Here is a 25137-nt window from a genome sequence, read left to right as displayed (position 1 = left end):
GAGGACAGGCTTCAATAAATTCTGCGAATTATCTGGCAGAAAGAATCTCTCCGGGATGAATGATGTCATCTGCCAGACTGTTTGCTTTTTTAAGCTGTGATACTGTCGTGCCCAACTTGGCTGCTATAGCATACAGTGTATCTCCGGTTTTCACTTCATAGACTGGCTCTGCTGCTTCTTTGCCCTTCTCATGGCTGCTGGACGCAATCATCAGCTGCCGCAGCCTGATCCTTTGCTCACGGGCCTCGGCAGCAGGCACTGCTGGAGTCTTAAAATCGGAGTTTCCCATCGTTTCACTGGCAGCTATACCGCTTTGTATTTTGCTCCTGGCACTTTTGTCTTTTCTGACTGCAGCGGTGAAAGGCTGTCCATTATCATCTGCAAGCAGCAGGCTGGCCGTTTCTATGATCCTGGAGCCTTCTGCAGGCTGCACTGAACTGACCGCCGACCCGATTTCTGTTTCTCCAAGGGCAAGAAATGGATCGACAGCGTTCTGCTTATCGTATGTCCATTCTGATATATGTACTTCAAAATGAAGATGGACACCCGAGGAATCCCCTGTATTGCCCATGGTGCCGATCGTCTGGCCCTGCAGCACCTTTTCCCCTTCTGCTGCCCTTCTATCCTGAAGGTGGGCATAAACAGTCTCTGTGCCGTTTGGATGCTTAATAAATATTACATTCCCATAGGAATCAGAATAATAGGATCTGGTAACGCTCCCCTCCTCTGCTGCATAAACCGGTGTACCTGGATCAGAAGCGATATCAATTCCTTTGTGCGCGCCATTCCGGGTGCCAAAGCAGTCAGACAGGACACCATCCGCCGGCCACTGCCAATTTGAAGCAAACACTTCATCATGCAGTTCTGAAGCCTGCGGATGCTTGCCGCCGATGAACAGCAGGCTAATGAATAGCAGCACAAGCCATGCTATTAAAAATCTTCTTATATAATCTCTCATATTATCCTCCTTGCCATTTCAGCTTTACTTTTCCACCGTATGACAGCATGTCCCATAATAGAACTTCCATGTCCGAAAACCTTATTATTCCCTCTCGATTTCCCGGGAGAAAACACAGCCATTATTATGCAATTACGGCAGGAGGTTTTATACAAGAAAGAATATTAAGGCTATTTAGGAAAGTGCAAATGCAGATGAAGCTGATAGACAGTAATATAAGGAGAAAATATATTTTTTTATCTTTCAAAAATAAAAACAGGTTCAGCCTATGGGCTGATCCCTGTTCCTCGCATTTATATTAAAATTATGGGAGCTGCCGCCAGTTCGGCGCTGCCGGAACATTCAATGCTTCCTGCAGCTGGAAGCTTCCTACCTTTTCAATTTCGGCATTATCCAGCTTTACGGTGCTGTAATTGAATCCTTTAGCCATCAGAAGTATAGCTTCGATGGTATACGACGAAGCAGCATTATCCTCAAGCTTTGTGCCTTCTTCCAGGGTCAGTATCAGCTCGCTGCCTTCGCCGGCAGGCTCTGCTCCGCTTTTTATATTCATATCGCTTGGGATAGAAGACTCCAGCCCCAGCGTGTCCTTATTCAATTTCATTGCCTCGATTGCTTCCTGGACCGAGCTGTAGCTTTCTTTACCAGGCACAATGAATGGCTTAGATCCTTGTTCTGTGTATAAAAAATAATAGGCATGATTTCCGGTGTCTTCCTCAACAGTGAAGCTGTCAACAGCTCCTGTATTTCCATATTCGGCACCCGGTTCGCCTTCCGTTGTCAAAAGCACGGTTTTGGCATCAAGTGAGTCAAGATGATTGGTTAATAACGATTTAAACAATACTTCCCCGGCAGACCCATAAAAGTCCGCATCTTCTTTAATATCAGCAGTCAATGTTTCAGTTTCAGGATCATAAAACAGCTCTGCCTGCGGAATCGGGTATGCTTCGCCCAGGCCCCATTCTTCCTCTGTGAGCTTATCCATAGTTTCTTTATATAAATCAAATTCTGTTTTGCCTTCCTCTGGTGCAGCAAGGACGCTTACAGGCACCAGTGTCTGGATATTTGCATCCGGAATGGCATAGGTAAGGATGGTCTGACCCTGTATGTCTTCTTCATATAAAGCGGTCCGGTAGTCGCTGTCTTCTTCCTCAAAAGAAGCAAGCCCCGCCTTCCCGTCATCCTCCTGCACTTCGGTTTCTGACGGCTCCGCCTCAGAATCATTTTGGACCCCAGCCTCCCCTTCGCTGGTGTCTTCACTCTTTTGGGCAGTCTCATAGCTGTTTTCCTTCTGTTCAGAAGGTTCTCCTCCTGAAGAAGCCTGCTCGCCTTTGTTTTCTGCTGCCTGATCGGCAGATTCCTGCAGCTGCTGCCCGGTCAGGCCCGGAATCAGAATAAAGAGAAGAAGGACAGCCGCAGCAGCTGCCGCTGCAGGAACGACCCAGAATGTGCGTTTCCGCTTCCGCATCCGTCGGGATATATTCTGGTAAATCTCCTGGGGTTCCCGCTCATCCTGTATCTTTGGAAGCTGCCGGAGCAGCCTTTCAAGCTGTTCATCGTTCCACTCTGACTTTTTCACCATCTCTTCCCTCCTTTATCATTAAAGTCTCCATATGGCCCTTCAGTACCTTCAGAGCCCTGTGCTGGGTTGTCTTTACCTTGCTTTCGGTCCAGCGGAGGGCCTCGGCCGTTTCCGAAATAGACAGCTCCTGGATATATCTCATAATAATCACCATCTTCTGGTCGACTGTGCATAAGTCAAGGCAGCGGTAGATCATCTGGATTTCTTCGCGCTGCATGGCGATATCTTCCGGTACGGGGCTGTCGTCCCTGATCTGCTGTTCGGTCCAGTCGAATTTTTCCAGCATCCTCTGTTTCCACCCTTTCTGCTTCCGGAAAGAATCAATCGCAACATTTCGGGCGATAGAGAATAACCAGGTTTTCTCACTGCTCTTTCCTTCAAACCGGTCATAGGATTTAAGGACACGGATATATACTTCCTGCACCAGATCCTCTGCCAGCTCTTTGCTCTTCACCATATAAAATAGGAATTGAAAAACGTCCTGATGATAATTTGTATATAAGTCATCAAAAACGGAGTCCATAGGTCTTCCCTCCCCGTTCATAAATTAGTCGCAGTTTATGTACAAAAAGTTACATCTATAAATATAGTATTTCTCAGAAAAAAAAGGAAGGGACTTTTTGTGTATTCCCTTCCAGCTGCTTCCACTATTGATGAATGATGCTTTATATGGTGTATTTGTTTCTTGTGAATCAAGAATAAACGGCATTTTCCTGTCTTTTATTCAATATTTCGAGGAATGACGAAGGAAAATGTCGTTCCATGCTGCAGCTTGCTTTGTACAGAAATCTGCCCTTTGTGGGCATCAATGATATTTTTTGCGATGGCAAGGCCAAGGCCCGTCCCTGACCGTCCTCTTGTCCGCGCTTTATCTGCCTTATAGAATCGCTCGAAAACGAAGGGAAGGTCCTCCTCCGGAATACCGGATCCGGAATCAGCAACCTCGACCATCAGGCCTTTTTCTTCGGACTTCACCGTTATTTTGACAGATCCGTCTTCAGGTGTGTGCCGGATGGCATTGTCGATCAGATTGGTCAGCACCTGTTCAATTCTGTCAGGGTCAAATACAAAATCATCTTCTGTTATGCTGAATTCACTTTCGAGCTTGATGATCTTCTCTTTGGAAAGCCCTTGAAATTTCCTTGCAATCCTGCTGATGTATGGCTTCAGTTCGACTCTGTCAAGGGTAAGCTGTATATGGCCTGCCTCCATCCTTGCCAGGTCAAGCAGTTCATTGACCAGCCTGCCCATCCTGAGTGACTCGTCATAAATGACGCTTGCCATTTCTTTTTTCTCTTCAACTGTCCCGGCAATATCATCCACAATCGCTTCACTGTAGCCCTGCATCATCGCAATTGGCGTCCTGAGCTCATGAGAGACATTGGCAATGAAGTCCTTCCTCAGCTTATCCAGCTGCCTTTCTTCTGTCATATCCCTCAGAACCGCAACCGCCCCGCGGATAAAAGTATTATTATACAAAGGGCTGACGATGATGACCCAGATCCTGCCCTGGATCGGCATCTCGCCTAATTGCTCTTTTCCTGTATCGACGGCGCGCTGAAACAGCTTCATCACTTCTGAAGGGACTGCTTCAATTTTCGCACTCTCTTCCCCCTGCTCATAATACCAGTTCTGGATGAAGCGCTCAGCCGGAGGATTGGTGACAAGAATGGTCCCATCGCGGCTGAAGGTGATGACACCGTCTGCCATCCCGCTCAATATACTTGCCAGCTGTTCTTTTTCCTGGCTGAGTGCATTGATATTGAATTTCAGCTGTCTGCCCATCTGGTTAAAAGCGGTTGCCAGCTCCCCGATTTCATCATGGGTGAGAATAGGGACCTTTGTATCAAATTTGCCCTTTGCCACTTCAAAAGCCGCCTCCCTCATTTTTCGGAGGGGAGCTGTAATTCTTGTAGAAAGGAAGAATGCAAAGATTGTAGTAAGGACAATGGCGATTCCTGCAGCAAGAATTATGAATTTTGTGGTTGACCTTGTCGTTTTCTGCATTTCTTCAAGAGACTGGTATATAAATACAGCTCCTGTGTCCCCATCGTCAATATACGGCACACCGATAATCAGGATGCGGGAATCTTCCTCAGCTTCACCGGCGGCAGGGTATGGATATACTTTCTTGACTGACCGCCCGGCAAAAGCCTCGGCCAGCCCTTTATCTTCCAGGAAGAATTCACGTGGGAGCTCGATTGGCTCCCCTTTGTCAGGTGAATGATAATATTCTTCATCGCTCTTGATGATAGCAATATTGGTCACATCATCGACCAGCTCCCAGGAGATCTCCAGACCCACATCAAGATCATGCTCCTTGAGGATCACAGAGATCTTATTGGCAGTTTTGGTCAGCCCCTTTTCAATCTCATTGATCTGGTTGTTCTCGAAAAACTCAAGAAGGAGCACCGTAAGGGTAAAAAGAACAAAGGCCACCAGGAAGATGATTGTGATCCAAAGCTTGCCTACTACACTGCGCCAAAACATCATTCATTAACAACCTCGAATTTGTAGCCGACGCCCCAGACCGTTACGATCATCCGCGCTGCCTGCTCAGATACTTTATTCAGCTTTTCCCTCAGCCTTTTCACATGCGTATCAACTGTCCTTAAATCTCCGAAAAATTCATACTGCCACACTTCCTTAAGCAGCTGCTCCCGGTCAAAAACTTTATCAGGCGATTTAGCAAGGAAATACAGCAGTTCATATTCTTTTGGTGTCAGGCTGACCTCTTTACCGTCCGCAATCACCCGGTGGGCATCATTATCAATGGTCAAATGCCGGAATACGATTACATCTTTTGCAGCAGTTTCAGTCTGCAGGTAGCTCGTCGTGCTGGACCGGCGCAAAAGCGCCTTTACCCGGAGGACAACCTCCCGCGGACTGAACGGCTTGACGATATAATCGTCTGTCCCTGCTTCAAAGCCCTGGACCCGATTCACTTCCTCGCCCTTCGCAGTCAGCATGATAACAGGCGTCGCCTTTCTTTCCCTGAGCTCCCGGCATACTTCGATCCCATCCTTGCCCGGCATCATCAAGTCCAGCAGGATGACATCATAATCAGTTTCAAAAGCCTTCTCCAGGGCCTCACTGCCGTCACCGGCCTCTTCGATCACATAGTTCTCCCTCTCCAGGTACATCTTTAAAAGCCGCCTGATTCTTTCCTCATCGTCCACTACCAGGATTTTGGTTTCTCTCTCCATAATAGAATCCTCCTTTAATAGATCAGCTGCGAGGGGTCCCCTGGGCAGCCGGAATGCCGCAAATGTCTGTAAGATTTTAAAAAAAGCCTCCACATAGAAATCGTGAAGGCTTTATGAAATTATTGTCAGGATCCCGCGTATGAGTGAAGACCTGCAATGACAAGATTGACTGCAACCAGGTTAAACATAATGATGGCAAACCCGATGACCGCAAGCCATGCCGACTTTTCTCCATGCCAGCCCTTGGACAGCCGGAGATGAAGGAAAGCAGCATAGAACAGGAATGTGACAAGCGCCCAAACCTCTTTCGGGTCCCAGCCCCAGAATCTCGTCCAGGCAATTTGTGCCCAGATCATCGCAAAGATAAGCCCTCCCAGCGTAAATACCGGGAATCCTATCAATACTGAACGGTACCCGATTTCATCCACAAGGTCCAGTTTGATGTTGCGGACCAGCGGCTGGATGCTTGCGGCAATCCTTTTGCGGAGGATAAGCCTGAGCAATCCGTAAAGGATGAGCCCCGCCCCGATCGACCATATGACAGTATTCAGTTTTTTAGCATTGATGATAGCCGGCATTTCCACCAGCGGCTCAAATCTGCCTTCAGTTGTAAGTGTTCCTTCATGGGGGCCTGTAATGGCAGGCATTGTGTAATCAAGTACTGCTTCCTGGTCCCCTTTGTCTATCCATGTAAAGCTTGCTTTATAATCAGCTGCTGAGAAAATGGATGAGACCGCAATGAAACCAACCGTACAAATAAGTCCGAACATGACTGCTTCAAGCCAGAAGGTCCGTTTGCTGGATTTTGATTGATCCACAGCCTTCACCAGATAGATCAGGCCTGCTGCAAAGCTGACTGAAAGAATCGCTTCGCCGATGGAAACAGTCGTTACATGGATATAAAGCCAGTCACTCTGCAAAGCAGGGATAAGCGGCGAGATATCGCGCGGAAACATGCTTGCATAAGCGATGACAAGCAGCGCAACCGGCATGGTGAATACACCCAGGAGCGGCGTTTTGTACATGAAGTAAATAATAATGAATGCTCCAACAAGGGACATTCCAAAGAATGTCATAAATTCAAAAAGATTGCTGACAGGAGCATGGCCGGAGGCAATCCAGCGGGTGATAAAATAACCCAGCTGGGCTGCGAATCCGGCAATGGTTACGATGATCGCTATCTTTGCCCATCTGTTGGGAGACTTTTGGCCGGCGCCATGTTTTTTATCCCTTATGCTTCCGCCAAAAAATAATGTGGCAATTAAGTATAAAATAAAGGCAGTATATAATAAATTTCCGCTCAGTGCTACCACAATTATTGTCCCTCCTTTTCTGTTTTTTCCAGTTTATCTGTTTTATCTTTTTCCAACTGGTCTTCAGGCATGCTGATGCCTGTATCTTCAAGGGCAAGCTCAATCTCCCTCTTCAGGCCATGCCAGTTCTTATTCGTGTGGCCGGCAACCCAAACTTCACCGTCAAAGCGGCGCAGCCAGATACGGCGATGGTTCCAGTATGCGCCCTGGATGACGCCGATCATAAAGATCGCACCTCCGAGAGCCAGTATCCAAAGAGTCAGATCCTTGCGCACTGTCAGGCCTGAAACATCCTTTGTCTCAACGCCCTGGAAGGCAAGTTTGTATTCATTGTCCCCCATGGGCTCGATTGTCTGCTGAATGGCCACAAAGCTGACTTCACCGTCCGGCTTATCCGGTGTAAACATCTTAAAAACAAATGCCGGATTATTCGGGATGCGCGATTTTGTGGTCGGGTCCCCATTTTCATCAAATTCAAAGTCCGGGAAATAGCTGACGACTTCTACTGAATAGTCATCATTCAGCTTATAATCTGTCTGGGGATCGTACAGATCCACTGTCAGTTCGCCGAATGTTTCCCCTGATTCTTTATTAGTCAGGGAAAATGACATTTTGTTCAGCTCGTTCAGCTTGTAATCCACCTGATAAATCGCAAATGACTCGAATTTCAGCGGCTCATTCACCTTAATGCTGTAATCTTTCACCTTTTCAAGGTCATGTTCTTCACCAGTAACGGTTTCACCCTGCTTCCGGTAAAGCGTCACATCGGATTGATAGTTCTTAGCAACGGTGCCGGCCCTGTCGATTGCATTATCAAAGACTTCATTATCCTTCTCTTTATCATAGACTTCTAGAGTGAATTCTTCATTGGAAAGATAGTATTCCCCTTTTGTATCAGGGATGACTTTCGTTTCGCCTTCCCTGAGCCACAATACTTCATCCACATACATCCCGGGAACGAAACGGAGCATGCCTCCAATCAGGAAAATGATCAGTCCGACATGGTTGACATAGGGGCCCCAGCGGGAGAACCGCCCTTTTTCAGCGAGTACATTGCCGTTTTCTTCACGGATATTGTATTTCCTTGATTTAAGCTTTTCCTTGATCACTTCATACTGTCCGTCAACATTATCAGTCTTTGAAATCCCAAAAAGCCGCTGGCGTTTTAAATAGCCTTCATGCCTTGTAACACGCTGGGTCTTTAAAGCCCGGTATAAAGGGACGGCCCGGTCAAGGCTGGCGATGACCAGCGAAACACCGAGGGAAGCAATCAGGATTAGATACCACCATGAGCTGTAGAGATTATGGAAGCCAAGTTCATAATACAGCTTCCCGAACCATCCGTACTGGTCTTCATAATATTCGGCAGCAGGCATGGTTGGAGGGATATACATTTCCTGAGGGAGGATTGTCCCCAGCGCCGATGCAATCAGGGTGAGTACGATGATCCAAACGCCGACTTTGACAGAGGAAAAGAAATTCCAGATCTTGTCCACAAACGTCTTATTATAGGTCTGTGAGCGCCGCGCTGTCCCCTCATATCTCATATCGATCAGCTTTTTGTCTTTTGCCTGCTCCTCGAGCACCTTCCCGCATGATTCACAAAGTATGGTCCCATGCGGATTGAGATGCCCGCATTCGCATTTTACTTCTTTCATCCTAAAAACTCCCTGTTACTTAGGTTGGATCTGCTCCATAAAGGTGCGGATCGTATCTTCTGTCAATTGGCCTGTATGGATCTTCACCACTTCGCCCTCCGGATTGATCAGGAATGTGGCAGGAAGGGGATCGATGGCATACGCATTCTGCACCTGGCCATCCTTGTCGTTGACGATTGGGAATGCGAGTCCATATCTTTCAGCAAACTTCTTGACGGCAAAATCAGATTCGCCTACATTTACAGCCAGCACCTGGACGCCCTCGTCCGTGAACTGTTTGTACTGGTTATTCATATAAGGCATTTCCTTTTCGCAGGGCTTGCACCAGGTTCCCCAGAAGTTCAGGAAAACCCCCTGCCCTTCATAATCCGACAGCCTGTGCTTTTCTCCATCCATGTCAACCAAAGCAAAGTCAGGCGCTTTCTCCCCGACTGCAACTTTTTTAATATCATCTTTTGTTATGCTTGCATATAGAGTGTATGCAACGGCAGCACCCAGAACAAGCAAAATGACTGTCCTCATAACGAGACGCCGTTTTTTCATAAGTACCTCCCCGATCTTTCATACTGCTTCATCTTTAGCCCTTTGAAGGAGCAGCAGCACCCTGCAAGAATCCGCATACAATCCTTTGCGTGCAGGTATATGCACCTGCCCGGGCAACTGTCTATCATTATACCTTATTCAATATCCCGGCGATGTTAACAAAGCCTTCCAACTGTGAAACTTCTATGAATTTTTCTTTTTGCCGGGGCTGCTCGCAAGAGTCCTAAGCTGTTTTACCTCATGAGCTGTCAGCTCTCTCGCATCACCTGCGCTCAATCCCTGCAGTGTAAGAAAGCCGTAGCGCTCCCTTTTGAGCTTCATGACCGGGTGCCCGATGGCCTCCAGCATCCTTCTGACCTGACGGTTCCTTCCTTCATGGATGACCAGTTCAACGATGGCTGTGTTCTTTTGTTTGTCGATTGAAAGCACCTTGACTCTTGCCGGAGCTGTCTTGCCGTCCTCCAGGCGGACACCCCTTTCAAGGCTTTTCAGTTTTTCCCTGAGTGGTATTCCTTTTATCTTCGCCACATATACTTTTTCCACTTCGTTTTTCGGATGCATGAGCAGATTGGCAAATTCTCCGTCATTGGTCATCAGCAGGAGTCCCGATGTGTCAAAATCAAGCCTGCCGACAGGGTAGACCCTCTCCTTGATCTGAGGGAGGAGATCAGTTACGACCTTCCTTCCCTTTTCATCCGTCACACTTGAAATAACCCCTCTAGGCTTATACAGCAGGATATACACAGGCTCTTCCCTTTCAACCGGGATCCCGTCCACTTCCACTTTGTCTGATGAAGAGACTTTCAATCCTAATTCTTTTACAACTTTCCCATTCACTCTAACATGGCCCTCTGCAATCAGCTGTTCCGCTTTACGTCTCGATGCAATCCCAGCATGGGCAATCACTTTTTGAAGCCTTTCCATTTATGTCACCTCAATAAAATACTTATGGCATTCTTTTGTCCATCTTATGAATTATGACACAAACCAGCCCATTTTCAAAGCAGCCGATATTAAAAGTATGCTGAAAACAGAATGGGGCTTCCCTGGAACCACAAAAAGGGCGCCTTTTGCAGCGCCCTTCCCTTTCTTAACCGAATACAAGCATGACAACTGCTATCGCCGCCATAAAGCCGACAAGATCGGCCAGGAGGCCCACCTTCAGCGCATTCCCCATTTTTTTAATGCCTACTGCCCCGAAGTAGACTGTCAGCACATAAAAGGTCGTATCTGTGCTTCCCTGGAGTGTCGAGGCAAGCCTTCCGATAAAAGAATCCGGCCCATGGGCAGCAATCAGGTCACTTGTCATGCCAAGTGCCGCAGTACCTGATATCGGCCTGATAATGGCGAGCGGGGCAATCTCAGGCGGGACTCCGATCGCTTCCATTGCCGGCCTGATAAAACCCATCATGAATTCAAGCGCCCCTGATGCCCTGAAGACAGTAATGGCCACCAGCATCCCGACTAAAAAAGGGATGATGGAAACAGCAATCTTGATTCCTTCCTTGCCGCCATCCACAAAGCTCTCATATGTAGGGACTTTTTTATAGGTACCGTACAGCAGGATAAAACCAATCAGCACCGGGATAAACCATAATGAGATTAAAGAGACAATTTCCATGCATGCTCATCCTTTACGGGTTCGTCTGTAATAAAAGTACCTGTCGATCATGATTGCCCCTAGTGTTGAGCAAAAGGTGGCAATCAAGGTCGGCCCGACAATTTCAGTTGGGGAGGCAGAGTGATAGTTCATCCTGATGGCAATCACCGTTGTCGGAATGAGTGTCAGGCTTGAGGTATTGATGGCCAGGAAGGTAATCATCGACCTGCTCGCCTCGGTTTTTCCTCCATTCAGAGCTTTCAGCTGCTCCATTGCCTTTATTCCAAGGGGGGTTGCAGCATTGCCCAGCCCAAACATATTCGCCATCATGTTTGATAGAATATAGCCCATTGCAGGATGATCCTTTGGCACGTCAGGAAACAGCCTTGTCACGACCGGCCTGAAAAGAAAAGCCAATTTCTTCAGAAGCCCTGCATCTTCGGCAATCTTCATCATACCCAGCCAGAATACAAGGATGCTGATGAGCCCGATGCAGAGGGTGACCGCTTCTTTCGCCCCGCTGAAGACCGCTTCATTCACTTCTGCCATTGTGCCGTTGAAAATGGCAAAAACAATCCCGATCACGGTCATGGCAACCCAAATGATATTAACCATCAGTTTTCACTCCGGCAATCGTCATGAAGATGCTCTTAAAGAAATCAAAAAAAGATTTTTCTTCTTTCCGGGGCTCTTTTTCAAAGTAAATCGGCAGGCTTTTCACTTGCTTGTTTTCAAAGTAAATATTGGCCCTTCCGACCACATCGGGAAAATCCTTATCTTCCTTCCAGCTTTCTGAAGGCTTCAGCATCTTATATTCGACCCGGAAAAGGTCTTTTTCATCTTCAGAAGCAGGAAAGCTGTAGTCTGTCTTCAAGTAAGCTTTCTTTTCATAGGCAGTATCCTTCAGCTCCCGGACCTCCCCTTGTTCAACAACTTTTTTGAGCGAATATTCCTTGAACCCGCTCTCATACATGCCGATATGGTCGTTCCAGTCATCCGGGCCATTCAGCGTGACTGCAATCAGGTCCAGACCATCCTTTGAAGCAGTTGTGACCAGCGTCCTTTTGGCACGTTTTGTATATCCTGTTTTTCCCCCGGTGCAATATTCATACATTTCAGTGAGAAGGCGGTTCTTATTTTTCCATACCCTGTCCCAGCTTTCATTCGGATTAGGCGCCCGATGCATCTTTGTCCCTGCTATTTTCCTATAGGTTTCATTGTTCATCGCATACCTGGTCAGGACGGCCATATCATAAGCGGTAGAATAATGGTCCTCATGGTCATCCAGGCCGTGCGGATTGGCAAAATGGGTATTCATCATGCCGATTTCTTCTGCCTTTTGGTTCATTAAGTATACAAACCCTTCAAGGCTTCCCCCGACATATTCTGCAATTGCCACCGCTGAGTCATTCCCGGACCTGAGCATAAGCCCGTAAACCAGGTCCTCCAATAGAATTTTTTCTCCCGGCTGCAGATAAATAGATGATCCTTCTGCCCGTACAGCCCTTTCACTCACCTTCGCCTTTGTATCCAGCTTCCCGGATTCAATGGCCAGGATGGCGGTCATAATCTTCGTTATGCTTGCAATCCTTTTCTTCGTATAAGCATCCTTCTCATACAGGATCCTCCCGGTGCTTTGCTCCATCAGTATGGCGCTGCCTGAGCTGGCCGAATAGGCAGCTTGTGCCTTTGCAGGCAGGTTCGCTGCCAGGACAGCTGCTATGCAGGATAATAGCATCCATCTAAACAATCTGTTCATTCTCCAAAACCCCGTCTCCTAATATGTTTGTACAAGTTTATGCGAGTTGGGACAGGTTATGACTAAAAATGAAAAGCGCCCCGGGCATCTCCTTCTGAAGCTGCACAATGGCACCTCTGCCTTACCCAATAAAAAAAGGAATGGCCTCCTGCCATCCCCTTACTCCTAAAAAGGCTTCCATTTCAGCTGGCTTGCTTTTTGGAACCGTTCCTCTGCATCTTTCCAGTTCACAATATTCCACCAGTTATTCACATAATCGGCCCGATTATTTTTATACTGCAGATAGTAGGCATGCTCCCAGACATCAAGTGCAAGAATCGGGATCGTATCCCACTGGGTGAGCAGCATATGCCTTTCCGATTGAAGGATTTCAAGATGCCTTGACCGCGGTGACCAGACAAGGATAGCCCAGCCGACACCTTCCACCTGTTTGGCTGCTTCAGAAAAATGCTTCTTGAACTGTTCAAAGCTTCCAAAATACTTTTCTATCTCTCCAAGCAGGGCACCAGAAGGCTTCCCTCCTCCTGAGGGGCTCATGTTATTCCAAAAAATGGTATGGAGGTAATGGCCTGAGCCATGGAATGCCAGCTCTCTTGACCAATGCTTGACAAGTTTAAAATCGCCCTCTTGCCGTGCTTGTTCGAGCATTTCCTCTGCCCGGTTCAGTCCATCAACGTAAGACTGATGGTGCTTCGTGTGATGAAGTCTCATGATTTCCCCTGAAATATACGGTTCAAGGCTGTCATAGCCATATGGCAGCGGCGGAAGGGAATGACCGCCTGCCGGAATAAAAGGTTCATTGATGAAAATATTGCCGACCGGCTGCCTTCTGGCAAAATACTGTTCAACATCGTTATGAAGTTCATCCACACGGGACTGGAGTGCGTTCAGCTCCTCTACATCAAGCTGCCCGTCAAGCTTCTCAATCACTCCCGAGAATTTATCCAGCTTTACCCATAATTCTGCGTCTTTCTCCACATCCTCCGATTCCAAAAATCTCTTCATGTCCTCATTCCAATTGAATACATCCTTGATATAATCGTGAAACTTGCTCAATCCTTTCCCTCCTATCTATCTCCCTCCTTTTCCAATGATATGTATGATGTTAAAATATTTGCTTATCCTATACGAAATTTGTACAGTTCCAATCCCAGCGGCCTTCGAGCATAAAAAAAGCCGCCTCGCCGGCAGCCTTTGTTTTATTTGGATTGGATCATTTTCGTCCGGTAATCTGTTTCATAGTATTCAAGCTCTTCCCGGATTCTTTGGAACTCACTCTCCAGGCTGTCAAAGATCCCCTTCATGCTTTCAGGGACCTCTCCCTGAAACTTAATGGAGTTTTTCCCGGTATAAGCAGAGCGGCTGTTTTCGAACCATGCATCATTTTTCGGAGAGAAAAATTCGTCAATGCACTGATGGTAGATGCGGTAAAGCGTCTTTTCTGCGGCAGGCTTCGGGAATGGTTCATTTTTCAGCAGTACACTGCAGGCATCAAGTCCTTCCTCACAGAAAACAAGCAGTTTTCTCAGATTCCCCAAAACCATTTTATAATAATTCCGGTCCCCATCCTTTTCCTTTAAGAGGCCCGAAAGTGTTGTTTCATTTAGATATGCTTCCAATTCTGAAACAGTATTTCCCAGGAATTTTTTCACTTCTTCTGTCTGCGATTTAACGATTGTGTTCGCCATTGTTACACCCCTTCAGATTGCAGGCTGATGCCATGCTTTTTCTTGCTTCGCGGCTTGCCTTGCATGCCATTCCAGACAGCTCCAGGCAGCCTCTCAATGTACAGGACTTCCTTATTTTGAATCCAGGCCAGGCTTCATCAGGCTGCTTCATTAAGCTTGCTGATGATTGAAGAAATCAAGAGGCGAAGCGATCTGAAAACCATTCTCCTCTTCTACGCCATGGAAAACCTCCCTTAATCTGCCGAAATCCAGTTTGTCAAAATAGGACTCAAATTCAGCCTTGTTATTTATGTATACTCTTTTTCTGTCCCGGAATCCCGTTTTTTTCAGCAGACATGCAAGCGCCACTAAATCCCTGAAAGCCACTTCCCTGCCGCCTGCCTTGAACACAGGGTCCGAGCCAAATGGTGTGAAGCTTTCCATGGATTCTTCAAAATATCGTACATATAGTACATGGAGGGCCTTCTCCTGCCCTTCCTCCATATACACCACTTCGCTCCTGTTAAAGAAATCCTCAGAAGTGTTCGGCATTTCTTTCTCCAATTCATACCCTCTGCAATGCTTTATAAACAATCCAGACACTCCCCGGCTTATGCCCTGCTGCGGGAGCAGGCACAGCTAAATGATTTAAAGCAGGGTGCTAAAAGTGAGCTTCGGACAATCTAGCTATATTTTATCATAAGGGTCGCCCGAATGTGTCAGAAAAATCAATTATCTAAGGTTTCCTGAAACTTCTCGAAAAATAAATCTGCCTCATCCCGGGTATATTCATCCCCGTCATTTTCTGTCAATGGAGGAAGCTCGTCTATACTCTTCAAACCGAAGTAATCAAGAAATTCCTTTGTGGTTGCATATAAATAGGCCCTGCCTGCCCCCTCTGCCCTTCCGGCTTCTTTTATCAAGGCCTTAGCAGCCAGCGTATGGAGCGGCCTCTCTGTTTTCACTCCCCTGATTTCTTCTATTTCCACCCTTGTGATCGGCTGTTTATAGGCGATGATGGCAAGGGTCTCCAATGCCGCCTGTGACAGGGAGCCTGTCCCTGGGGTCTCCACCAATTTCTTAAGATAGTCTGAGTTCTCCTTCTTCGTGACCAGCTGGTATGTGCCGGCAAACTGGGCCACTGTTATGCCCCTCGTATGATCATCCTCGCAGGACTGGATAAGCTCCTGCAAAATGGTTTCCGCCTGGCTTTCATCCATCTCCAGCACCTCGGCGATCTGCTTCAGGGATAACCCTTCATCTCCGGCTGCAAAAAGCAGGCTCTCTGTTATCCCTTTCCAATTTACGATTTCCAAAACTTATTGATCCTCCCTTGCAGATACAAAAATCTCTGCAAAATTATGTTCCTGATTCAGCTCGATTTGTTTTCTCTTCATCAGTTCCAGCACAGCGAGGAAACTGACGACAAGATGTTCTTTTTCGTCGGAAGGAAACAAATCGTAAAAGCTAGTCTTCACCTTTGCCCGCTGAAGCTGTACAAGGATTTCATCCATCCTTTTCTCAATGGGTATTTCCTGCCTTGCCACCTTTGCGGTAACCGGCTTTTGGAGCTTTTTTCTCCGCATCAGCTTCTGGAATGCGCCCAGCACGTCATACAGCGACACATTCAGATCTGCCTTTTCAGGCTGCACGTCTTTTGCATAATCCGATAAATCGCTTGGCGGTTTTGTAAACATCAGTCCGCGCTCCTGCTCCTTCGTTTTGAGCTCTGCTGCAGCTTCTTTATACTTCTTATACTCTACAAGTCTTTCAACAAGCTCGTCACGGGGATCTTCTTCCCCGTCCTCCATATCAAACCCATCATCCAGCTGCTCTTCCTCATGCTTTGGAAGAAGCATTTTGCTCTTAATGGCAAGCAGGGTAGCCGCCATGACAAGAAATTCACTCGCAACGTCAAGCTCGAGCTCTTTCATTGTATGTATATAAATAAGATACTGTTCAGTAATCTCTGCTACTGGTATATCGTATATATCTATTTCAAGGCGATTGATTAAATGAAGAAGCAGGTCAAGAGGCCCTTCAAACGCGTCAATCTTCACATTATACTGCATATTTCCACCATAATTTCTAATTTTGAATTTTTGCCTGATGCTGCGCCAAACACAGGCAGGTTCCCGGCTGTAAATGACTATTACTAGTATAGAGGATTCCATTCTGTTATCCAATAGAAAAATACAGACAAACTTCCAGAAAGCCGGGGACCTAAATCCCTTCCATTCGGGCTTTTTTTCAGGCGCCCATACATTATGGCCCATTCCTGCATAAGATGCATTTGTAAAGAAAAAACGCAGACTATATAGGAGGTATCGGTTATATGTCAGAAGCAGGTGCAGGTTACGGTTACGGAGGCGGCTTCGCCCTAATAGTGGTATTGTTCATTCTGCTGATCATTGTGGGAGCATCCTGGTGCTTCTAAGACTATAGACTGAAGGCCCGGCATAAGCCGGGCTTTCTTCTTGATTCTTTTGTCCTCCGCACCGTTTCAAGCCGGAATATGATAAAATAGGAGCAAAATGTCAGTCGCCAGGGCAAAGGGGAGGTCAACATGTATCCTGAAGAATATATAAAATATCTTGTCCATTTCCATGCAGACCGCGATTATTTCGAATGCCATGAAGTACTTGAAGAATACTGGAAAGAAGCAGACCCGCGGAATAAGGACTCTGTCTGGGTAGGCCTCATTTTGTTCGCTGTTTCCGCGTATCATCACCGCCGGGGCAACTTTAAGGGCGCAGAACGGACACTGCGGAAATCCCGGTCTATTTTGGACAAGGTCCCCCTGCAGCTAAAGGAGCTTGGGATCAGCGGACGGGAATTCACACTGCAGATCAGCTGCAGATTGGAGGGCATTGCCAAAGGGGAACCTTACTCAAGCCCTTTCATTCCCCTGGCTGATCCGGAGCTTGCCCGTCTATGCATCAGTAAGGCAGAATCCCTTGGCCTTGTCTGGGGAAGCCCAAGCGATCTTTCCGACCTGATGCTCATTCACCGGCATTCGATGAGAGACCGGACGGATGTCATCCTGGAGCGGCAAGCTGCATTTGACGCACAGAAGGAACGCTATGATACCGAATAATAAAAGGCAGAGAACCCAGGTTCTCTGCCTTTTGTTATTCATCCGTGCACTTGTCTACAAACGGTTCTGTATTTTCATTGCTGACGAGCTTCCTGTCAGGATACAGATCCCTCAAAGCCTTGACCATTGCTTTACCGATGCCCTGCTGGCGATGTGAAGGACTTACGGAAATATGCTGTATTTCCATTGCAGGGCCGTCCATGAAAGAAACCCCGATCAGCCCTGTTATATCATCCTGCTTCCATAGGAACAGCTGCCAGTCGTCATCCGACTCATACTGCTTCATCGTCTGCTGCAGCCTTTTCAGATCCTTTTCATTTGGCATAAACGATAATAAGCCCATGGCAATCTTTTCGAATGTCTTTTTATATCGAATTAGCATAATTATCCCTCATTAAATAAAACATTTCCAAACTATCTTTTCCAAATAAGCCATTGTCTAAACTATATGGCGGCTAGTATATGATATGTAAGAAAGCATTTTTGTTGCAGGTTCCACTAATCAATACTATGATACAAAAATTTAAGCCAGGCAGCAATCATATAAATCGAATCAGGATCCAGGCACAATGACCAGCCAGTAGATGAATCCCCAAATCAGCCCGATGGCCAGGAAAAAAGAGAAAAGCAGCCAGTTATTTTTCTTCATTGTCTTCACTTGCCTCCAATCGCCAAACTCCTTTTTTATTCTACACTAAATGCGTTTTTTTATCTATCCCGCCGGGAAAATAGGGACTATTGGATGCGGGGGGATGAATTTTTCCCGAAACTTTTATATCATTATGTACGTCTATTAATATAGGGTCCAGCCTGCGTATACAAGATTAGGAGGAACATTATGCTTAAAAAATGCAAACATATAATGCTGCTTGCCCTTGCTCTGATGCTGGTTCTGCCAGCGGGAGCTTCAGCAGACATGGCCGAAGGAGATATGATCGTCACCCTTGGCGAAAACCTTTCTGAAGAACAGAAAAATGCCCTGCTTGCCGAAATGGAAGCGCCAAAGGATGCGATGACCATCACTGTGTCAAATGAAGAGGAACATCAATATCTGGGCAGCTATATCAGCAAGGCGCTCATTGGCACAAGAGCCATTTCTTCTTCAGCGGTAACAATCGCCAAAGCCGGCTCAGGACTTGAAGTAGAGACGAAGAATATCAACTGGGTAACAGACGAAATGTATATCAATGCTTTGATCACAGCCGGTGTAAAAGATGCTGAAATCTATATTACCGCGCCTTCGCCTGTTTCCGGGACCGCTGCCCTTACCGGTATTATAAAGGCATATGAAATCTCAGCAGATGAGACAATACCTGAGGAAGTCAAACAGGCAGCCAATGAAGAGATGGTCGAAACGGCCAAGCTTGGCGATTCGGTCGGGAATGAAAATGCTGCGGCACTGATAGCAAAAATCAAAGAAGAAATCAGCAAAAATAAACCTGCCAGTGATGAAGAGCTCCAAAGCATCATCGAAAATGCGGCAAAGGACCTTGGCATCACCCTGACAGATAAAGAAATGCAAAGCCTGATTGACCTGTTCAACAAACTGAAAGACTTGAACATTGACTGGAATCAGGTCGGGGATCAGCTTGATAAAGCAAAGGACAAGATTACCAAGTATCTTGAAAGTGAAGAAGGCCAAGGCTTCCTTGACAGCCTGAAACGCTTTTTCTCAAGTGCCATTGACGCTATTAAAGCTTTCTTCTCATAGAAAAATGGAGGTGCTAAAAGCACAGCCTCAAAAAAGCAGCCATTCGGCTGCTTTTTTTTCTTAGTTCTTGATTTTTTCCTGAAGAGGCAGGTCAAGCCGGATTAAGTCTTCGAAGCTTTCCCGTTTGACGACAAGGCGCGCCTCTCCATTTTCTACGAATACAACCGGCGGCCGCGGGATGCGGTTATAGTTGTTGGCCATGGAGTATCCGTAGGCTCCTGTGCAAAATACAGCCAGAAGATCCTCCCGCTCAGCTTTCGGCAAAGGCAGATCCCATATCAGCATATCGCCTGACTCACAGCATTTGCCGGCAATGGAGACCGTTTCTTCCGCTTTCTCCAGCGGCCGATTGGCAAGCACAGCTTCATATTTTGCCTGATAAAGGGCTGGACGGATGTTATCGCTCATGCCTCCGTCCACCGCCAGGTAATGGCGGACATTTGGGACATCCTTCCTTGAGCCTGTCTTATACAGAGTTGTCCCTGCATCGCCGACAAGCGAACGGCCTGGCTCAATCCAGATTTCAGGCATTTCCATCTTGAAGCTGCCGGCCAGCTTCTTCACTTCGCTGATGATTTCTTCAACATATTTTGAAGCCGCAATCGGCGCGTCTTCATCAGTATAGCGGATGCCAAAGCCCCCGCCCAGATTCAGCACAGCCGGTTCATAGGCAAGCTCTTTTTTCCAGATTGACAGTTTTTCAAATATTTTCTCGGCCGCAAGAATAAAGCCGGTCGTTTCAAAGATTTGCGAGCCGATATGGCAGTGTATGCCCAGTGTTTCGAGCCATGGGGATGATATTGCCTGCTTGAGCGCTGCTTCGGCCTGTCCATTTTGCAGATCAAAGCCGAATTTGGAATCCTCCTGCCCTGTCAGGATATAATCGTGGGTGTGCGCCTCGATTCCCGGTGTCACACGCAGCAGAATCTTTGTTTTCGTGTTTTTGCTTTTGCAGACTGATTTAAGCAGCTCCAGCTCATCGAAATTGTCTACAACGATGCAGCCGACTCCATAGTGAAGCGCCATCTCCAACTCTTCCCTGCTTTTGTTATTGCCATGAAAATGAATTCTTTCCACAGGGAACTCTGCTGCCAATGCTGTATAAAGCTCTCCGCCTGAAACCACATCAAGCGACAGTCCTTCTTCTTCAGCCAGCTGAATCATGGCAATGGAAGAAAATGCTTTGCTCGCATAAGCAACCTGGGATTTTACCCCGAGCTCTTCGAATGTCTGCCTGAAGCCCCTTGCCCTTTCACGAATCAGTGCCACATCGTATACATAAACCGGTGTCCCGAATTGCTTTGCCAATTCAACGGTATCCATTCCGCCGATTTCCAAATGAGATTGTCCATTTACTCTTGCTGTCCCATGAAAAAACATGCTTACTCCCTCATTCCCTCTATACTGTTACTCTTATTATAGACTGCCGCGGCCGCTTTTTCACAGCCCCGGAATATTCCTGGCTATATAAAATAGACAGTTCCCGTTTCTGAACTGTCTATTTCAGCTTCTTTAGTCCTTTATTTAGTTAAAAACTTACCATAATTCCCGGAAAACTGCAATTGGTATTAGCATAATATTCAATTTTTAGCCGGCTGTTTAAATCGGTTTTTCGCATGGACGATGCTTGGCCTGATTTTCGAGCCCGGGACAGACCTTCTGATCAGAATCTGCAAAAATGCTTTCGGGCTGAAAGGCAGCAGCGGCCATAAATATGGCGTGTTCAGTGATTTGATGCTCGCCAGCAGGAGGATGAATACTGTTATGCTGATAATGAAACCCGGTGTATGGAAGAGAGCTACAGCAATCAGGATGGCGAGCCTGGCCATTTTATTGGCTATGCTCAGTTCATAGCTTGGAGTCGCAAAGGTTCCGATGGATGCAACAGCCACATAGAGAATGACCTCTGGCACAAACAGCCCAACATCGATGGCAATCTGACCGATCAGGACGGCTGCTATTAATCCCATTGCCGTTGAAAGAGGTGTAGGCGTATGGATGGCAGCAATCCTTAGGAACTCGATTCCAATATCGGCCAGGAAGATTTGTATGACGATAGGTATATTTGTCTTTTCATTGGGGCCGATGAACTTGATGGCATCCGGCAGCAATTGCGGCTCCAGAGTAAATAAAAACCATAATGGCAGCAGGAATAGTGAGGCGAGCACTCCGATAAAGCGGATCCAGCGGATGAATGTGCCGACTGCCGGCGACTGCCTGTATTCCTCAGCATGCTGCAGATGGTGGAAAAAGGTTGTCGGCGTGATGATCACACTTGGCGACGTATCAACGAAAATCAGGACATGCCCTTCCAGCAGATGGGTCGCCCCTACATCGGCCCTTTCTGTATAACGGACGAGCGGGTATGGATTATAGCCTTGCTTTAAAAGAAATTCTTCAACCGTTTTATCTGCCATAGTCAGTCCGTCGATATCAATTGATTGAATTTCCTGCCTGACCACTTCAATCAAATCTGTACTGGCAACGTCCTTAATATAAGCAATCGCTATATCGGTTTTGGAGCGCTCCCCGATCCTCATGATTTCAAAGCGGAGGCGCTCATCCCTGATCCGCCTTCTGGTCAAGGCGGTATTAACAATAATATTTTCTACATAGCCATCCCTTGAGCCCCGCACAACTTTCTCTGTATCAGGCTCCTCCGGTGTTCTGCCGGGGTAGCTTCTGACGTCGACAACAAGCCCAGTTGTCTCCCCCTCGATCAGTATGACGATCAGACCGGACAGTACCTGGTCGACCAGCTCATCCATCGTCTCAATCGGCTGCACCGACTGATTGACAATACGGTTTTTCACGATATTGAAAACGTTTGAAGACAGTTTCTCATGATCATTGATTTCTACGAGCTCTTCTAGGATTTGGGTGATAAAAGACGTATCACATAATCCATTTACATAATATATCTGAATTTCTTTCTTCAGGATCTGCAGCTTCCTGACACCGAGATCAAAGCTGACGCCAAGCCCAATGCGCTCCTTCATGAAGTCTTCGTTCCTGCCGGGTGATTCTGAAATAGGGGTCTTGTTTTTCTTTTTAGTTTCCGCCATAAAATCCGCTCCTTTCCAGAATGAGTTCCACTGCCTTTTTGGTGATAGGAGAGCCTATTTCATAATGATCTCTTCGTGACATCTTGCCGATATCGCCGATTCCGACAATCAGGGGAACATCCAATTCATCAAGACAGTAGACTGTATCCCCGTTCATTTTTCCAATTTCCATTTCAGGAACCCCGAGCTTATCAACACCATACGGAGTAAGCTCACCGTATCTGTCGACACATACATCCACATGCGTCCATTCCGCCTGCCTTGTTTTTGAGGCAACTGCTATTACACCCAGCACTTCAATATCTTCATGCCCTGCCACATATTTAAGGGCTATTTCACCAAGCCCCTCGCCGACATAGCCGGAGTCATCAAACATGACAAGTACTGGGTCATGGGGGGCCTTCTTAATCATCTTTACGATATCGGGGCCTGACAAAACAGATGGATTCCCGTGGGACATAGAGATGCATCTGCCGCCAATATCCTTCGCTACATGCTCTGCAGTCCTTCTTGCATACTCATCGCCATCTGTAATCAGTATGACCTTCCTCCGTTCATCCATTGCTTTGATGTCCTTTCGCTTTACATAGTCAGTCTACAAAATACATCCAGTGAAACAGCGATCCAAATACTTTCCCGAATACGATGGCCATCAGCAGAACAACTATTTTGCCGTCAATCCCAAGCCTTTTGGCCAGCAGCGGCAGGACGTTAAGCACTTCAGTAAGTGCTGCCGCCACCATCCCCACAAAAATCCCGCCTGCCAGACCGAAAAGAACAAGGATAAATCCCGGGAAGTAAAGCCGCGGGTCCTGAAGGCTTGCAGATGTTCCTGCAACCGCCCCGATTACAACCGCCCATTCATAGTGATGGATCATTTTCATTGTCTTTGACAGCTGGGTCAGCCTTGGAATAATCCCCAGCACAGTCAGAAACGCAACAAATCCTGCCCCCACAGAGACGCCCCCCGCAAATCCCAGGAAAATGACGATCATGATGCTAATGGTCATCAAGGTTCTTCATGCTTTCTTTATTTTCATGCATAATGACATAGCGGTCGAGATCCTGCTGGTAATTGAACATTTCTACCTCCAGCGGGCTGGGCTCCTCATTGAGCCTTTTTTTGAAAACATGATTGAAGAAAATGATCATGCCAAGTCCAAGGCCAATAGAATAGGGAATTTGGAACAGCAGGGGCTTTTTCTCCACTTTGCCGGTGATGATTGTATAAATCCGCTGATGCACTGTCTGCATGCTGACATCTTCATGAAAATTCATGATTGTCAGTGCGGCACCAAAAAACAGCAGAAACCAGATTAGCAGGAAAAACGCTGTGGATGCTTTTTTCTTTTTATAGATCACCTCAATGATTGTCTGGGAGGGACCGACAGCCTGTATATCGAGCTGCAGCTTTTCTGCGGCAATGGCCTGGATCACCTGGACAATGTCAATGACAATAATATTCCGGTCATGATCTGAAACGTGATGGATGGAAAGATTCCCTAACCGTTCATAAAGTGTTTCATCTGCAATAATCAAGGCAATATCCTTTAGCTGGACGGAAGCCTGCGGACGCACTTGAATACGGTTCCTGAGCCGGACATAAACCGTTTTTTCCATTATGATCACTTCCCAAACAGTGTTTTCCTTGTATAAATAGTATTCGTAATAAAATTCCAATCATGTTGACCAAAAATTGGGGATAATGGAAAGCCGCATTGGATTGTCCGGAAGCCAGCCAGTGCACAAAAAAAAGACCGATGGATTCACATATCCATCCGGTCTTTCATCTGCTGAAGGATTTTCTTCTCAAGCCGGGAGACCTGCACCTGCGATATCCCAAGCCTTGCTGCCACTTCAGACTGCGTCTGATCTTTATAATATCTTAGGTAAACAATCAATCTTTCCCGTTCATCCAGCTCGCGGATTGCCTCTTTGAGGGCGATCTGGTCAAACCACTTGCCATCATTGCCATCATCGATCTGATCCAGCAGTGTGATAGGGTCGCCGTCGTTTTCATATACGGTTTCATGAATGGAGGATGGCGTCCTGCCTGCCTCCTGGGCAAGGATGATATCCTCAGGAGCGATTTCCAGATAAGCGGAAAGCTCGGTTACAGTCGGAATCCTTCCAAAAGTCTTGGTCAGCTCGTCTTTTGCTTTGCGGATTTTATTTCCCATTTCCTTCAGGGAGCGGCTCACTTTCACAGTTCCATCATCCCGGATGAAACGCTGTATCTCCCCAATGATCATAGGAACAGCATAGGTTGAAAACTTCACATCATAGCTCAGATCAAATTTATCAACCGACTTCAGCAGGCCTATGCAGCCGATCTGGAATAGATCATCCGGCTCATATCCTCTGTTGAGAAAACGCTGGACCACTGACCAGACCAGCCTCATGTTTTTCTGGACAATCGTGTCCCGTGCACCCTGGTCTCCTGCCTGGCTTTTTTGTATGAGCTCTTTTACCTCGTGATCCTTGAGATACGTCTGGGTCTTATCTGTCTTTACCTCCACATCCATAGCATGACTCCCTTAATTGCATAGCATTTTACTGTTTGATAAATGCTTCCTTAAACGGATTTCGGTGCCTTCTCCTGGGTGTGAGCGAACTTCTATCTCATCCATGAAATTTTCCATGATTGTAAAGCCCATGCCGGAGCGTTCCAGCTCTGGTTTGGTTGTAAACAGAGGCTGCCTGGCCTCTTCCACATCCCCGATCCCGAGGCCTTCATCTCTGATTGTCATATCAATAAAGCCGTCCTCAATGCTGACAGAAATATAGACAATCCCTTTGCTGTCATTGTCATAGCCATGGATGATCGAGTTGGTAACTGCCTCTGATACGACCGTCTTGATTTCAGTCAGTTCATCCATTGTCGGGTCCAGCTGGGCGATGAAAGCCGCGACGGTCACACGGGCAAAGGACTCATTCTGGCTCAAAGCGCTGAATTGAAGATTCATTTCATTTTTCAT

At 46.8% G+C, this 25137-nt stretch carries 28 protein-coding genes; 3 read left to right on the top strand and 25 right to left on the bottom strand.

The genetic code is table 11. The features are described 5' to 3' along the window. Positions 1 to 28 precede the first annotated feature (28 nt). The 17 genes from ACQCVH_RS03185 to ACQCVH_RS03105 form a co-directional block, all read right to left on the bottom strand. Positions 29 to 958 carry a peptidoglycan DD-metalloendopeptidase family protein gene (locus ACQCVH_RS03185; protein WP_426834396.1) on the bottom strand — a complete coding sequence of 310 codons (930 nt, stop codon included), beginning with the start codon at positions 956 to 958 and terminating at the stop codon, positions 29 to 31. Positions 959 to 1262: 304 nt separating this feature from the next. Beyond that, positions 1263 to 2540 carry a hypothetical protein gene (locus ACQCVH_RS03180; RefSeq protein ID WP_426834395.1) on the bottom strand — a complete coding sequence of 426 codons (1278 nt, stop codon included), beginning with the start codon at positions 2538 to 2540 and terminating at the stop codon, positions 1263 to 1265. Then, the gene (gene sigX, locus ACQCVH_RS03175; RefSeq protein ID WP_426834394.1) at positions 2512 to 3063 is read right to left on the bottom strand and encodes an RNA polymerase sigma factor SigX; all 552 of its coding nucleotides are present in this window, start codon (positions 3061 to 3063) and stop codon (positions 2512 to 2514) included. The genes ACQCVH_RS03180 and sigX overlap by 29 nt, the downstream gene beginning before the upstream one ends. A 197-nt stretch (positions 3064 to 3260) precedes the next feature. Continuing rightward, positions 3261 to 5033, bottom strand: coding sequence for an ATP-binding protein (locus ACQCVH_RS03170; protein ID WP_426834393.1), 1773 nt, complete (start codon positions 5031 to 5033; stop codon positions 3261 to 3263). Beyond that, positions 5030 to 5746: a response regulator transcription factor gene (locus tag ACQCVH_RS03165; RefSeq protein WP_129612011.1), complete on the bottom strand. Its 717-nt coding sequence runs from the start codon at positions 5744 to 5746 to the stop codon at positions 5030 to 5032. Before ACQCVH_RS03165 ends, ACQCVH_RS03170 begins: the two co-directional genes overlap by 4 nt. Before the next feature lie 125 nt (positions 5747 to 5871). Beyond that, a complete protein-coding gene (ccsB, locus tag ACQCVH_RS03160; RefSeq protein WP_426834392.1) occupies positions 5872 to 7059 on the bottom strand; it encodes a c-type cytochrome biogenesis protein CcsB in 1188 nt (395 codons plus the stop codon). 2 nt (positions 7060 to 7061) lie between these two features. Further along, positions 7062 to 8717: a cytochrome c biogenesis protein ResB gene (resB, locus tag ACQCVH_RS03155; protein ID WP_426834391.1), complete on the bottom strand. Its 1656-nt coding sequence runs from the start codon at positions 8715 to 8717 to the stop codon at positions 7062 to 7064. A gap of 15 nt (positions 8718 to 8732) precedes the next feature. Next, the gene (gene resA / locus ACQCVH_RS03150; protein ID WP_426834390.1) at positions 8733 to 9260 is read right to left on the bottom strand and encodes a thiol-disulfide oxidoreductase ResA; all 528 of its coding nucleotides are present in this window, start codon (positions 9258 to 9260) and stop codon (positions 8733 to 8735) included. Positions 9261 to 9443: 183 nt separating this feature from the next. Next, on the bottom strand, positions 9444 to 10184 hold the full coding sequence (locus ACQCVH_RS03145) for a pseudouridine synthase (protein WP_426834389.1): 741 nt from the start codon (positions 10182 to 10184) through the stop codon (positions 9444 to 9446). Positions 10185 to 10350: 166 nt separating this feature from the next. After that, on the bottom strand, positions 10351 to 10881 hold the full coding sequence (locus tag ACQCVH_RS03140; protein WP_426834388.1) for a spore maturation protein: 531 nt from the start codon (positions 10879 to 10881) through the stop codon (positions 10351 to 10353). A gap of 6 nt (positions 10882 to 10887) precedes the next feature. Then, on the bottom strand, positions 10888 to 11475 hold the full coding sequence (locus ACQCVH_RS03135) for a nucleoside recognition domain-containing protein (RefSeq protein ID WP_426834387.1): 588 nt from the start codon (positions 11473 to 11475) through the stop codon (positions 10888 to 10890). Further along, on the bottom strand, positions 11468 to 12619 hold the full coding sequence (locus tag ACQCVH_RS03130) for a D-alanyl-D-alanine carboxypeptidase family protein (protein ID WP_426834386.1): 1152 nt from the start codon (positions 12617 to 12619) through the stop codon (positions 11468 to 11470). Before ACQCVH_RS03130 ends, ACQCVH_RS03135 begins: the two co-directional genes overlap by 8 nt. Positions 12620 to 12784: 165 nt before the next feature. Further along, positions 12785 to 13675, bottom strand: a complete 891-nt coding sequence (locus tag ACQCVH_RS03125; protein ID WP_426834385.1) for a superoxide dismutase — start codon at positions 13673 to 13675, stop codon at positions 12785 to 12787. Between the two features lie 143 nt (positions 13676 to 13818). Next, on the bottom strand, positions 13819 to 14307 hold the full coding sequence (locus ACQCVH_RS03120) for a YpuI family protein (protein ID WP_224900744.1): 489 nt from the start codon (positions 14305 to 14307) through the stop codon (positions 13819 to 13821). A gap of 150 nt (positions 14308 to 14457) precedes the next feature. Further along, positions 14458 to 14880 carry a hypothetical protein gene (locus ACQCVH_RS03115; protein WP_426834384.1) on the bottom strand — a complete coding sequence of 141 codons (423 nt, stop codon included), beginning with the start codon at positions 14878 to 14880 and terminating at the stop codon, positions 14458 to 14460. Between the two features lie 134 nt (positions 14881 to 15014). Further along, positions 15015 to 15602 (bottom strand): SMC-Scp complex subunit ScpB, encoded by a 588-nt coding sequence (gene scpB, locus ACQCVH_RS03110; protein WP_426834383.1) that lies wholly within the window; start codon positions 15600 to 15602, stop codon positions 15015 to 15017. A 3-nt stretch (positions 15603 to 15605) separates the two neighbouring features. After that, a complete protein-coding gene (locus tag ACQCVH_RS03105; protein WP_426834382.1) occupies positions 15606 to 16358 on the bottom strand; it encodes a segregation/condensation protein A in 753 nt (250 codons plus the stop codon). A gap of 263 nt (positions 16359 to 16621) precedes the next feature. Between ACQCVH_RS03105 and ACQCVH_RS03100 the strand changes: the two genes are divergently transcribed. Then, positions 16622 to 16723 carry a YjcZ family sporulation protein gene (locus ACQCVH_RS03100; protein ID WP_129612023.1) on the top strand — a complete coding sequence of 34 codons (102 nt, stop codon included), beginning with the start codon at positions 16622 to 16624 and terminating at the stop codon, positions 16721 to 16723. Positions 16724 to 16852: 129 nt separating this feature from the next. After that, positions 16853 to 17383, top strand: coding sequence for a DUF309 domain-containing protein (locus ACQCVH_RS03095; RefSeq protein ID WP_426834381.1), 531 nt, complete (start codon positions 16853 to 16855; stop codon positions 17381 to 17383). A gap of 34 nt (positions 17384 to 17417) precedes the next feature. Here the strand turns inward: ACQCVH_RS03095 and ACQCVH_RS03090 are convergent, their stop codons facing one another. Then, complete coding sequence (locus ACQCVH_RS03090; protein ID WP_426834380.1) at positions 17418 to 17765, bottom strand: GNAT family N-acetyltransferase; 348 nt, start codon at positions 17763 to 17765, stop codon at positions 17418 to 17420. A gap of 480 nt (positions 17766 to 18245) precedes the next feature. Between ACQCVH_RS03090 and ACQCVH_RS03085 the strand changes: the two genes are divergently transcribed. Beyond that, positions 18246 to 19094: a DUF1002 domain-containing protein gene (locus ACQCVH_RS03085; protein ID WP_426834443.1), complete on the top strand. Its 849-nt coding sequence runs from the start codon at positions 18246 to 18248 to the stop codon at positions 19092 to 19094. A 60-nt stretch (positions 19095 to 19154) separates the two neighbouring features. On the opposite strand, the gene lysA is transcribed toward ACQCVH_RS03085, so the two are convergent. From lysA to spoIIAB, 7 genes are all read right to left on the bottom strand, one after another. Then, positions 19155 to 20474, bottom strand: a complete 1320-nt coding sequence (lysA, locus tag ACQCVH_RS03080) for a diaminopimelate decarboxylase (RefSeq protein WP_426834379.1) — start codon at positions 20472 to 20474, stop codon at positions 19155 to 19157. A 200-nt stretch (positions 20475 to 20674) separates the two neighbouring features. Continuing rightward, positions 20675 to 22159, bottom strand: a complete 1485-nt coding sequence (locus ACQCVH_RS03075) for a spore germination protein (RefSeq protein ID WP_426834378.1) — start codon at positions 22157 to 22159, stop codon at positions 20675 to 20677. Next, positions 22146 to 22721, bottom strand: coding sequence for a stage V sporulation protein SpoVABEA (gene spoVAEA, locus ACQCVH_RS03070; protein WP_426834377.1), 576 nt, complete (start codon positions 22719 to 22721; stop codon positions 22146 to 22148). Before spoVAEA ends, ACQCVH_RS03075 begins: the two co-directional genes overlap by 14 nt. A gap of 28 nt (positions 22722 to 22749) precedes the next feature. Beyond that, entirely contained in the window at positions 22750 to 23169 is a 420-nt protein-coding gene (locus tag ACQCVH_RS03065; protein ID WP_426834442.1) for a stage V sporulation protein AB, read from the bottom strand. Then, entirely contained in the window at positions 23159 to 23779 is a 621-nt protein-coding gene (locus ACQCVH_RS03060) for a stage V sporulation protein AA (RefSeq protein ID WP_426834376.1), read from the bottom strand. The genes ACQCVH_RS03065 and ACQCVH_RS03060 overlap by 11 nt, the downstream gene beginning before the upstream one ends. A 146-nt stretch (positions 23780 to 23925) precedes the next feature. Beyond that, entirely contained in the window at positions 23926 to 24684 is a 759-nt protein-coding gene (gene sigF, locus ACQCVH_RS03055) for an RNA polymerase sporulation sigma factor SigF (protein WP_426834375.1), read from the bottom strand. Between the two features lie 12 nt (positions 24685 to 24696). Beyond that, positions 24697 to 25137 carry an anti-sigma F factor gene (spoIIAB, locus tag ACQCVH_RS03050; protein WP_129612029.1) on the bottom strand — a complete coding sequence of 147 codons (441 nt, stop codon included), beginning with the start codon at positions 25135 to 25137 and terminating at the stop codon, positions 24697 to 24699.

Source organism: Bacillus infantis (genome assembly GCF_050107595.1).
Lineage (GTDB): Bacteria > Bacillota > Bacilli > Bacillales > Cytobacillaceae > Bacillus_AB > Bacillus_AB infantis_C.
This window is presented reverse-complemented; position numbering and strand designations above follow the sequence as displayed.

Coding starts and splice junctions, on each gene's coding strand:
- ACQCVH_RS03170 (WP_426834393.1), bottom strand. CDS start 5,033: ATGATGTTTTGGCGCAGTGTAGTAGGCAAGCTTTGGATCACAATCATC.
- ACQCVH_RS03085 (WP_426834443.1), top strand. CDS start 18,246: ATGCTGCTTGCCCTTGCTCTGATGCTGGTTCTGCCAGCGGGAGCTTCA.
- ACQCVH_RS03095 (WP_426834381.1), top strand. CDS start 16,853: ATGTATCCTGAAGAATATATAAAATATCTTGTCCATTTCCATGCAGAC.
- ACQCVH_RS03105 (WP_426834382.1), bottom strand. CDS start 16,358: ATGCAGTATAATGTGAAGATTGACGCGTTTGAAGGGCCTCTTGACCTG.
- lysA (WP_426834379.1), bottom strand. CDS start 20,474: ATGTTTTTTCATGGGACAGCAAGAGTAAATGGACAATCTCATTTGGAA.
- sigF (WP_426834375.1), bottom strand. CDS start 24,684: ATGGATGTGGAGGTAAAGACAGATAAGACCCAGACGTATCTCAAGGAT.
- ACQCVH_RS03100 (WP_129612023.1), top strand. CDS start 16,622: ATGTCAGAAGCAGGTGCAGGTTACGGTTACGGAGGCGGCTTCGCCCTA.
- spoIIAB (WP_129612029.1), bottom strand. CDS start 25,137: ATGAAAAATGAAATGAATCTTCAATTCAGCGCTTTGAGCCAGAATGAG.
- resB (WP_426834391.1), bottom strand. CDS start 8,717: ATGAAAGAAGTAAAATGCGAATGCGGGCATCTCAATCCGCATGGGACC.
- spoVAEA (WP_426834377.1), bottom strand. CDS start 22,721: ATGGATGAACGGAGGAAGGTCATACTGATTACAGATGGCGATGAGTAT.
- ACQCVH_RS03135 (WP_426834387.1), bottom strand. CDS start 11,475: ATGGTTAATATCATTTGGGTTGCCATGACCGTGATCGGGATTGTTTTT.
- ACQCVH_RS03065 (WP_426834442.1), bottom strand. CDS start 23,169: ATGACCATTAGCATCATGATCGTCATTTTCCTGGGATTTGCGGGGGGC.
- ACQCVH_RS03185 (WP_426834396.1), bottom strand. CDS start 958: ATGAGAGATTATATAAGAAGATTTTTAATAGCATGGCTTGTGCTGCTA.
- ACQCVH_RS03075 (WP_426834378.1), bottom strand. CDS start 22,159: ATGGCGGAAACTAAAAAGAAAAACAAGACCCCTATTTCAGAATCACCC.
- ACQCVH_RS03130 (WP_426834386.1), bottom strand. CDS start 12,619: ATGAACAGATTGTTTAGATGGATGCTATTATCCTGCATAGCAGCTGTC.
- ACQCVH_RS03140 (WP_426834388.1), bottom strand. CDS start 10,881: ATGGAAATTGTCTCTTTAATCTCATTATGGTTTATCCCGGTGCTGATT.
- sigX (WP_426834394.1), bottom strand. CDS start 3,063: ATGGACTCCGTTTTTGATGACTTATATACAAATTATCATCAGGACGTT.
- ACQCVH_RS03060 (WP_426834376.1), bottom strand. CDS start 23,779: ATGGAAAAAACGGTTTATGTCCGGCTCAGGAACCGTATTCAAGTGCGT.
- resA (WP_426834390.1), bottom strand. CDS start 9,260: ATGAAAAAACGGCGTCTCGTTATGAGGACAGTCATTTTGCTTGTTCTG.
- ACQCVH_RS03145 (WP_426834389.1), bottom strand. CDS start 10,184: ATGGAAAGGCTTCAAAAAGTGATTGCCCATGCTGGGATTGCATCGAGA.
- ACQCVH_RS03180 (WP_426834395.1), bottom strand. CDS start 2,540: ATGGTGAAAAAGTCAGAGTGGAACGATGAACAGCTTGAAAGGCTGCTC.
- ACQCVH_RS03165 (WP_129612011.1), bottom strand. CDS start 5,746: ATGGAGAGAGAAACCAAAATCCTGGTAGTGGACGATGAGGAAAGAATC.
- ACQCVH_RS03090 (WP_426834380.1), bottom strand. CDS start 17,765: ATGCTAATTCGATATAAAAAGACATTCGAAAAGATTGCCATGGGCTTA.
- ACQCVH_RS03120 (WP_224900744.1), bottom strand. CDS start 14,307: ATGGCGAACACAATCGTTAAATCGCAGACAGAAGAAGTGAAAAAATTC.